The organism is Streptomyces sp. NPDC059456 (assembly GCF_042750055.1).
GTDB lineage: Bacteria > Actinomycetota > Actinomycetes > Streptomycetales > Streptomycetaceae > Streptomyces.
In genome coordinates, this window is sequence record NZ_JBHYVA010000365.1 from 1 (window position 1) to 8,268 (window position 8,268).

General features: G+C 76.2%; 8 protein-coding genes. 3 read left to right on the forward strand and 5 right to left on the reverse strand.

The window, feature by feature from the left end:
* On the reverse strand, positions 1–457 hold a 457-nt coding region (locus tag ACFXA3_RS26845), incomplete at its 3' end, for an FAD-binding oxidoreductase (RefSeq protein ID WP_385190893.1).
* Between the two features lie 274 nt (positions 458–731).
* Here ACFXA3_RS26845 and ACFXA3_RS26850 point away from each other — a divergent pair.
* Positions 732–1,886: a hypothetical protein gene (locus ACFXA3_RS26850; protein ID WP_385190895.1), complete on the forward strand. Its 1,155-nt coding sequence runs from the start codon at positions 732–734 to the stop codon at positions 1,884–1,886.
* An 18-nt stretch (positions 1,887–1,904) separates the two neighbouring features.
* Here the strand turns inward: ACFXA3_RS26850 and ACFXA3_RS26855 are convergent, their stop codons facing one another.
* Positions 1,905–2,561 (reverse strand): class I SAM-dependent DNA methyltransferase, encoded by a 657-nt coding sequence (locus ACFXA3_RS26855; protein WP_385190897.1) that lies wholly within the window; start codon positions 2,559–2,561, stop codon positions 1,905–1,907.
* Positions 2,562–2,572: 11 nt separating this feature from the next.
* The gene (locus tag ACFXA3_RS26860) at positions 2,573–4,123 is read right to left on the reverse strand and encodes an IucA/IucC family protein (RefSeq protein WP_385190899.1); all 1,551 of its coding nucleotides are present in this window, start codon (positions 4,121–4,123) and stop codon (positions 2,573–2,575) included.
* Positions 4,124–4,234: 111 nt separating this feature from the next.
* On the opposite strand from ACFXA3_RS26860, the gene ACFXA3_RS26865 reads away from it, so the two are divergent.
* Positions 4,235–5,881: an IucA/IucC family protein gene (locus tag ACFXA3_RS26865; protein ID WP_385190900.1), complete on the forward strand. Its 1,647-nt coding sequence runs from the start codon at positions 4,235–4,237 to the stop codon at positions 5,879–5,881.
* 125 nt (positions 5,882–6,006) lie between these two features.
* A complete protein-coding gene (locus ACFXA3_RS26870; RefSeq protein WP_385190902.1) occupies positions 6,007–6,807 on the forward strand; it encodes a GntR family transcriptional regulator in 801 nt (266 codons plus the stop codon).
* 446 nt (positions 6,808–7,253) lie between these two features.
* On the opposite strand, the gene ACFXA3_RS26875 is transcribed toward ACFXA3_RS26870, so the two are convergent.
* The gene (locus ACFXA3_RS26875) at positions 7,254–7,469 is read right to left on the reverse strand and encodes a S8 family serine peptidase (RefSeq protein ID WP_385190904.1); all 216 of its coding nucleotides are present in this window, start codon (positions 7,467–7,469) and stop codon (positions 7,254–7,256) included.
* Positions 7,470–7,512: 43 nt separating this feature from the next.
* Positions 7,513–8,031, reverse strand: a complete 519-nt coding sequence (locus ACFXA3_RS26880; protein WP_385190906.1) for a S8 family serine peptidase — start codon at positions 8,029–8,031, stop codon at positions 7,513–7,515.
* Between the last annotated feature and the right edge of the window lie 237 nt (positions 8,032–8,268).

The following is an 8,268-nucleotide window of genomic DNA, read 5'->3' on the forward strand; positions in this document are numbered from 1 at the left end:
GCCCGGTCGGCAGGCCCAGGCCCCGCCCGGCGAGGGCCCGGTTGACGTCGCCGATCCGGGCCCCGGCGCCGATCCGCACCCCGGCCCCCTCGACGGCCAGCCCGGCCATCGCGCCGACGTCGACGACGAGCCCGCCGGCGCAGGTGGACCAGCCGGCGTAGCTGTGGCCGCCGGCGCGCGGCACCACGGGAACCGCGGAGCGGCGGGCGAAGCCCAGGCAGACGGCCACGTCGGCGGCGTGCGCGGGATAGGCCACCGCACCCGGTGCGACGGAGTCGTACCGGGGCTGGAACGACTGCCGGGCCTCGGGGTAGTCGCGGTCGCCCGGCAGCACCACCCGCCCGTCGATCCCGCGGGCGAGCGCCGCCCAGTCGGGGCCGCGCACCCCGGCCACCCCGAACGCGGCGAGGACGGCCGCGGGGGCGCTGCCCAGCAGCCGGCGGCGGTGGAGGCTCATTCCTCCTTCCTGCCACCGCCCGGCCCGATCGCGGCGAAGGCGGGCCCACGGCGCCCCCGCTGCCCCCCGAACGGCCCAGACCGACCCGCGCACCGCGGACGCCCCCGCAGCGCCCCGCCCCGGTCCCACCCGGAGCGGCGTTCGCCCCGTCGTCCGGTTCCCCCTGCCGGGATGCACCCACCGGATACGGGTCCGGGCGGCGCACGCGTCGTGGCAGGGGGCGGATTCCGATCCGGTGGCTGCGACCGGGGCGGGAGGTGAGTACCGTCTGGACATGCAGATCGACGGAGCCGGCAGGCAGCAGCGGGGGCATGTTCTTCTGATAGCGGGCGACGCCGCCCTGCGGCGGCGGGCCGTCCAGGTCGCGCCCAGTGCGAATCTGGCCGCGCTCGGGGTGCTGCCCGTGTCGGCGCTGCTGAACAGCCACGCCCCCAGTGACACCACGTACCTCGACGGCGCCCGGGATCCCAACACCGTGCTGATGCGGCTGCGCGCCGCCGCGGCGACCCCCGGGCCGCTGCTCGTCTACCTTTCCGGCCGGCTCACGCTCGACCGCCGCGGGCACCGCCTGCACCTCGCGCTGGCGGGCACCACCGCCTCCACCGTCCGCTACACGGCGCTCCCGTGGGACTGGCTGGGGACCGAGCTCGGCGCCCGTCCCGCCGGGCCGACCACGGTGGTGCTCGACCTCGTCGCCGACAAATCGGCCTGGCCGGTGCTGCAGGAGTACGGGAGCCTGCCCGCGCCGCCCTCCGCCGAGGTGTACGGGGTGGTCGTCCCGCCCGCCTTCGCCGGCGGGGTGGACCGGGTGAGCTCGTACACCCGTCACTGGATCGACCAGCTGCGCCGCAGCCCCAGCCGCCCCGCCAACCTCCAGCTGCACGCCTTCGCCGTCGGAGCCGCCGCCCTGCCGCCCGGCACCCTCGTCCTGCCGGCGACCCGCGAACTCGGCGCACCCGCCCCGCAGGAACAACCGGCGCAGCCGGAACGGCAGGAGCCGGTCCCGGTCCCGGACCCGCGGCCGCACATCCACGCCCTCGCCTCCGGCGGCCGGCACCAGGAGGCGGCCACCCTCGCCCAGGCCTGGGAGCAGCACGTCCTCCAGACCCACGGGTACACCTCGCCCGAGGCCACCCACTGGGCGGAGATCCGCGCCGACCTCGCCCGGATGGCCGGGAACTACCGGTCGGCGACACAGCTGTGGATCAACGCCGGGCGCACCCGCCTCGCACACCAGCCGCCGGACGCCCCCGAGGTCCTCGCGGCCGCGGCGGGCGCGCTCTACTGCTGGACCCAGCTCAAGGACCAGGCCGCGGCCCGCGACTCCGGCCCCGAACTCGTCCGGCTGCTCAGCGCCCTGCCGAGCCTCGAACCAAGACTCCTTCGGCTGACGCAGCAGCGGCTGGAGGTGCTGGAGGGGAGCCGGTAGCCGCCGGCCGGCGGGCCGTCAGCCCCGCTTGCGGGCCAGGAGGAAGCCCTGGGGGGACTTCTCCTGGTCCACGGGCTGCCGGAGCAGGCGGGCGACCTCCTCCAGGCCCGCTCCGGCGAGCAGGCCGGCCACCACGTCCGGCGGGGTCCGGTAGACGTCCAGCCCGACCGGGTGGCCGTACGCGTGCTCCAGCCGCAGCTTCTCGTCGCCCGCCTTGAACGCGGTCAGCAGATGGCCTCCCGGCGCCAGCACCCGGGCGAACTCCGCGAACAGCGCGGGCAGTTCCCCCGGCGGGGTGTGCACCGTGGAGTACCAGGCCAGGACACCGCCGAGCACCCCGTCCGCGATGTCCAGCGCCGCCATCGAGCCGACCTCGAAGCGCAGGCCCGGATAGCTGCGCCGGGCGACCGCGACCATGGCGGGGGACAGGTCGATGCCGAAGGTCCGTACGCCGAGCCCGTCCAGATGGGCCGTCACGCGCCCCGGGCCACAGCCCAGGTCCGCGACCGCGCGGGCAGCGCCGCCGCCGTCGGCGCGCACGCACTCGGCGAAGGCGGCCAGCATGGCCCGGTCCAGCGGCTTGCCGGCCAGCTCCGTGTCGAGGAGCCGGGCGTAGTCGACGGCGACGGCGTCGTAGGACGCCCGTACGGAGCTGAGGTCCGAGGTCTCCTTCATGCCCTGTGACACTAGCCCGCCCGTCCCCGGCGCCGGGCCCCGGCCAGCGGATTGTCCAGCTCCGCCCACTGGTCCCCCGGGATTCCGGGGCTCAGCCGCATCAGCGTCAGGGCCTTGGTCGGCAGCGGCGCGGTCAGCAGGGCTTCGGTGTCCGCCGTCGCCGGGAGGCCGTCCGCCTGGGCCAGTGCCTCGCCGAAGGCCGCCGCCGAACCCGCCGTGGCGCCCAGGGCCCCGGTCAGCAGGGAACCGAACAGTTTGCGCCGCAGCACGCGCACGTCGTCGGTGACCAGCCGGCCCGCCAGGGGCGGCACCGGCAGGCCGTGCCGGGCGAGCCGCTCCGGGCTGATCCGGATGTCGGCGAGATCGCGGTAGACGAGCCGCAGCGGTTCCCCCGTCGCGGACAGGACCACGAGGAGGTTCTGGCCGTGGGCCTCCAGGGCCACCCCGAGGTCCAGCACCCGCAGGCCCACCGAGAGCGCCAGCCGGGCGAACGCGTCCCGCCAGGCCGCCGAGCGCGCGAACGGCGCCCGGCCCAGGGCCGCCACGGGAACGACCCGCTCACCCGCCGCCGCGTCCGCGTACACCTCGGGGGGCTCGCGCAGCACCGCCGCCAGGTCCGGGCTGTGCGCGGTCGCGGCGCCCAGGGTGCGGGTGATGTGCAGCCGCCCGTCGAGCCGTTCGGACACGGCCTGCGCGAACGCGGACACCGCGGCCGCCGTCTCGACGGAGTAGCCGGAGATGTCCCGGACGGACGAGGTCAGCCGGGTGCTCAGCGCCGTCTTCACGTGAGCACCGCCCGCCACGGGGGCGAGCGTGCGCAGCGCCATCAGCGGGTGCGCCGCGAAACCGGCGCGCAGTGCCCCGGGGCCCCGGCCCGTCTGTTTCAGGACGTGTTCCGCCTGCCACGGGTGCACCGGCACCAGGAGCCGGCCGCCGTCCCGCAGCCCGGCCGGCCAGGCGCCCGTGACCAGGCAGTCCCCGGCCGGTACGGCGACCAGCCCGAGCTCGACCACCGGCCGGTGCTCCGGCGCGTACGCGAGTTGCTCCGCCACCGAGAAACCCGGCCGGGAGCGGCAGTTCGGGTGGTAGGGATGGCCGTCGACCACGCGCTGCTCCCACTCCCGGGCGGTGAGCGGAGCCGTGTCGTCCGCCGCGGCGGGCTGCCCGGCCCGGGACAGCGCGAGCGAGGCCGTACTGTCGTCCAGCTCGGCGGCGAAGGCGTCCCCGTGCGGTACCCCCAGCGCCGCCATCAGCCGCCCGGCCTGCCGGTACGGGGCGCCGTCGAGCAGCACCTCGAAGACGTACGGCTCGGTCGCGTACGGGTCCGGCGGCGGGCCCTCCAGCCGTCTGCCCCCGGACAGCAGCACCGTGAGCGTGCCGGGCTCCCGCTCGCGGCGCTCGACCCACGGCAGCGGTTCGCAGGCCAGCGCCCGCCACAGCCGGGTCAGCACGGCGGCCCGGGCGCCGGCGAGCGCGGCCCCGTAAGCGGAACCGAGCGCGGGGCGCACCTCGGCCAGTTCTGCGGACACGGCCTGTTCGGCCGGGGAGGCGGGGAGGTTCATGCTGGGATGCAGGGCCCTGTTCCTCTCACGGGTGGCGTGATGATCACGTCATCATCGCGGATACTGAAGATCACGGCCGGTGGTACGCCCCGCGGACCCCCGGCGCATGGGATGGACCGAATGGAATCCGTGGACCTCAACGCCGCCGCCGACGCGTACGCCGCAACCCCCTTGCTGAACTGCCTGCTGCGGGAGGCGGCCGATCCCGTCGGGGAGTTCGCCGCCGCAGCAGCGGACGGTCCCGCAGCGGACGGTCCCGCACCGGACGCTTCCGCTCCGGACGATGCCGCCGGGCGCGTGCACCGGCTGCGCGGCAGCGGACGCCTGCTGCGGGTGCGCAACGGGCGCCGGCCGGTGCGTCCCGAACTGCGCACCGCCGACGGCTGGAGCCCGCTCAGCCACACCGAGCTCGTCAAACTGACCGCCGACGAACTGCGCCGGTACACGGGCACGCCGAACGACGAGCTCCCCGTCGAGATCGCCGACAGCCGCGAGGCCGTCGCCGCGCTGCTGGCCGCCCGCGCCGCCGCCGCGCCCCCGCAGGACCCGTACGTCCGCTCCGAGCAGTCCCTTGTCATGGGACACCCGTACCACCCCGCCCCCAAGGCCCGGGGCGGCGCGCCCGCCGCGAGCTGGCTGCCGTACGCGCCCGAGGCGTACGCCCGCTTCCCCCTGGTCTTCCTGGGGCTGCGCGAGGACCAGGTGACCGAGGAGGGCGGACCGGCCGCCGCCGGGGCGATCGACGCGCTGGCCGGGCTGCTCGACGGCCCGCGCCCGCCGGCCGGATACCGGCTGCTGCCGGCGCATCCGTGGCAACTGGACCTCGTCGCCGGTTCGGCTGCCGTACGCACGGCCTTCGCCGACGGGCGGCTGCTGCGCCTCGGCCCGGGCCGCCGCCCGGCCTGGCCGACCGCCTCGATCCGCACGCTGTACGTACCGGGAGGTCCGGACGAACGGGGCGGGGGCGGCGCGGGCCGCGACCTCTTCGTGAAGTTCAGCCTCGACGTGCGGATCACCAACGACGTGCGCCGGCTGTGGCGGCACGACCTGCTGAAGCTGCGCCGTACGGACTCCGCGGTCGAGGCCGGGTTCGCCGCCCTGCGCGCCGCCGGTTCGAACGCGGTCTGGCTCGCCGACCGCGGCTACCGGACCGCGTCCTTCGCCTTCGAGGAACTCGCCGTCCTGGTCCGCGACGGCCTGCACGCGCGGGTGGAGCCGGGGGCCGCGGTCTTGGCGTCCGCCGCGCTCGCGGAGGGGTTCGCGGGCAGCCCGCTCGCCGCGACGGCCGATCCCCGGGGCTGGTGGCGGGCGTACCTGCACCATGTGGTCCCGCCCGTACTGGACTTGTTCGCCCGGCACGGCGTCGTACTGGAGGCGCACCTGCAGAACAGCCTCGTCGCGGTCGACGCCCGGGGCATGCCGGTACAGGCCCTGTTCCGGGACGCGGAGGGGGTCAAGCTCCTGCCGGACGTGGAGCGTGCGCAGGCCTGGCAGCGGCTGGTCTACTGCCTGGTGGTCAACCATCTGGCCGAGATGGCGGCGGCCCTCGCCGAGGCGCATCCGGACACCGCGGCCACGGTGTGGCCGGCGGTGCGCGAGGAGTTCCTGCGCTACGACGCCGAGCGGGGCCTGCCCGAGATCGCGGAACTCCTGTCCGCGCGGTCCCTCCCGGCCAAAACGAACCTGCTCCTCCGCTGGACCCGTGCGGACGGCGCCGACGCACGGTACATCCCGCTTCCGAACCCCCTGCGGGGATGACGGGCCGGGCCGGATCCGGCCAAGGTGGAGCGGGATCGGCGAGCGCCTCTCACCCAGAGGTATAGACCAATGCTAGGTTGGTCGGCAGACCGCGCAGCCCTTGACCACCCGTCACAGGAGAAGCCATGCCCTCGCCTTCGCGGGGCGGCGGCCCCGCCGTCGCCATGCCCAAGTACCAGCGGATCGCCGCAGCCCTGCGGGACGAGATCGAACGCGCCGCACACACCCCGGGCGGCAGACTGCCCTCCGAGCGCACCCTGGCGGCCCGCTACCAGGTCAACCGGCAGACCGTCCGGGCCGCCCTCCAGCAGCTGCGGGAGGACGGGCTGATCGTCACCGGGCGGCGCGGCACCCGGCCGGCCTTCGCGGGTGCCGCGGATGCCCCGGGCGTCACGGATGCCCCGGCTGCGGCGGCCGCGCCGGGAGCCCCCGCCCCCGCCGTCCCCGCCCGGCCCGCCGTCGTGCACGAGCAGAGCCGGCTGGCCCTCGTCGGCGTTCCGCCCTCGCTCGCCGGGCTGCTCGGCATGCGCGGCGGGGACCGGACCCTGGTCCACCACCGCCGCGAGCGCGGCCCGTCGGGGGAGACCCTCCGGGACGCGGTCACGTACCTCTGCCCCCGCGTGGTCGAGGAGGATCCCGAACTCGCCCGCTACCGCGAGCGCCCGGCCGTCGTCCGGGACGAGGACCTCGGGCCCCTGCACCGGTGGCTCGACCGGGCGGCCGGGTGCGGGCGGGTCGCCGAGACCCTCACCATGACCCGTACCAGCCAGCCGTCGGCCGCCGCGCCGGTCTGCGGTCTTTCCGTGCGCCGCACCCTGCACGACGCGGACGGGCGGCTGCTCGCCGTGACCGACCTCGTGTTCCCCACCTGGGACCGGCTGACCTTCCACCGGGACCGCGCGGTGGCGGGATTCCGCGTCACCTGACGGCGGACCCTCACCGGTGCAGGGCCCAGGCGTCGATGTGACGGTGTTGCCCGCGAAGGCGTCGAACACCCGCAGTTTCCATACGCCGTCGACGGTCTCCGACGAGGCGTCGATCGCGTACACCCCGCGCAGGTCGGCGTTGCCCCAGCCCGTGCAGCAGTCCTTGACCGGGTACACCGTGCCGTCCCGAGCGATCACATCGACCTGGAGGGTGCCGGAATCCGGGTGCTTGACGTCGAGTTCCACGTCCGGCTGCGTGGGCGCGTACCCGGGGATCACGCTGACCGTGACCGGGGATTCGGCCGGCTCCAGGTCCTCGACCGGGACGTCCGACGTGTTCGCGGAGCGCGGCCCGGGCACCCGGTTCGGCTCCGTCCTCACGTACAGGAGCCGGTCGGGCGAGCCCGGACCGGCGTCGACCACCGAGCCGGTCGTGGCCGCCGCGATCAGGGCGCCCGCGACCTGGGCGGGGCGAACAGGTCGACCGGGGGGCCGTGGTCGGAGCAGGAGGCGCGGGCGCCGGTGTCGGTGGTGGCTGCGACCGTGAGCGCCGTGGACACGCGGGCGGGGGAGTGGGTGGAGGCGTCCGCACCCTGATTGCCCGCGGCGACCGCGTACGTGATGCCGGAGGCGATGCAGTTGCGGACGGCGGCGTCCAGCACGCCGTCGGGGTCGCCCCCAGGCTCATGTTCGCGACGGCGGGCCTCACGGCGTTGCGGTGACCCGGTCGATGCCGGCGGCCACCTGCTCCGTGGTGCCCTCGCCCGACCGGTCGAGCACCCGGGCGGACACGACCTCCGCCTTCCTCGCGACGCCGAACGCCGTGCCCGCGTGCGTCCCCGCGACGTGCGTCCCGTGGCCGTGCAGACCGTCCGACTCGTCGTCGTCGACGGCGTCGTACCCGTACGGGGCGCGCCCGCCGAAGTCCTGGTGGCCTATGTTCACGCCGGTGTCGATGACGTACGCGGTCACGCCCTGCCCGGACCCGTCGGGAGACGTGTCACCCCCGTCGAGCGGGAGCCGGCGCCGGTCGATCCGGTCGACGCCCCACGACGGCGGGTCCTGCTGCGTGGCATCGAGGCGGACCGTGCGGTTCTGTGCGACCTCGGCGACGGCGGGGTCCGCGGCCGGCCTGCGCGCCCGGCGCTCCGACAACTCCACGGCGCAGCCGTTCAGTGCGGCGTCGTGGGTCCGCCGGATCCGGCCGCCGAACCGTGTGACCACGGCCCGGCCCCGGGTCGTACGGGCGTCCGCGCGGCCCGGGTCCAGCAGGACGAGGCAGCTGCCGGCGACGGCTCCGGGCGCTCCGGCGTATCGGACGGTCCCCTCGGGCGGGCTCGCCGGAGGAATCCGGTCCGCCGGTCCCGGGGGGGGGGGGGGGGGGGGGGGCGGGGGGGGGGGGGGGCGGGGGGAGGCGGGGGGGGGGGGTGGGTGTGAAAAAATGAGAAGGCGCCCGCTCTT

What these genes read in the sequence shown, in the direction of transcription:
- ACFXA3_RS26865 (WP_385190900.1), top strand. Translation starts at nt 4,235, where the DNA reads ATGGACCGAATGGAATCCGTGGACCTCAACGCCGCCGCCGACGCGTAC.
- ACFXA3_RS26860 (WP_385190899.1), bottom strand. Translation starts at nt 4,123, where the DNA reads ATGAACCTCCCCGCCTCCCCGGCCGAACAGGCCGTGTCCGCAGAACTG.
- ACFXA3_RS26870 (WP_385190902.1), top strand. Translation starts at nt 6,007, where the DNA reads ATGCCCTCGCCTTCGCGGGGCGGCGGCCCCGCCGTCGCCATGCCCAAG.
- ACFXA3_RS26850 (WP_385190895.1), top strand. Translation starts at nt 732, where the DNA reads ATGCAGATCGACGGAGCCGGCAGGCAGCAGCGGGGGCATGTTCTTCTG.
- ACFXA3_RS26855 (WP_385190897.1), bottom strand. Translation starts at nt 2,561, where the DNA reads ATGAAGGAGACCTCGGACCTCAGCTCCGTACGGGCGTCCTACGACGCC.